At 54.9% G+C, this 510-nt stretch carries 1 protein-coding gene; it reads right to left on the bottom strand.

The window, feature by feature from the left end:
• Positions 1–42: 42 nt before the first annotated feature.
• On the bottom strand, positions 43–510 hold a 468-nt coding region (locus tag RX395_RS09940), incomplete at its 5' end, for an S-layer homology domain-containing protein (protein WP_316367326.1).

Here is a 510-nt window from a genome sequence, read left to right as displayed (position 1 = left end):
GTACCGTGATCTGGATTGCCTCTTCTTGTATTTCAGTTACCATCAGTTCATCAGCTCAGTCCATTCCTCGGTGGTGTCGCTATCATCCTCCAGCTCATAGGCATGCCCGTTGGCCGCCTCCTGGATATCGTTATAGTACCATTTACCCTCTTCACAGTCCGGGAAAGTAATCATATCAGGCAGCATCCCATCGGGCTCCGTGTTACGCTCAAACACGTTATTAACCAGGGTCACAGTCTCCGCTCGGGTCATGGGATCATCAGGCCGGTAGGCACCGCTGCCATCGCCTTGTACCCATCCCAGGGCTGCGGCCTTGGTAATATACGGTTCCGCCCAATGCCCGGATACATCATCAAAGATGTCCGCAGGCTCGACATTAGAACTGTCAAACCGGGCCGCTATGGCCGCAAACTCAGCGCGGGTAATCTTCCCTTCTGGACGGAATGTACCATCAGGCAGGCCGGTGATGATTCCCAGGGAGGTCAGCGTTGCCACCGCGTCAGCATACCA

It is taken from the genome of Collinsella aerofaciens (assembly GCF_032584215.1).
In the GTDB taxonomy this organism is placed as follows: domain Bacteria; phylum Actinomycetota; class Coriobacteriia; order Coriobacteriales; family Coriobacteriaceae; genus Collinsella.
Note: the sequence above shows the minus strand (reverse complement) of the source record. Positions and strands in the feature narration are given on the sequence as shown.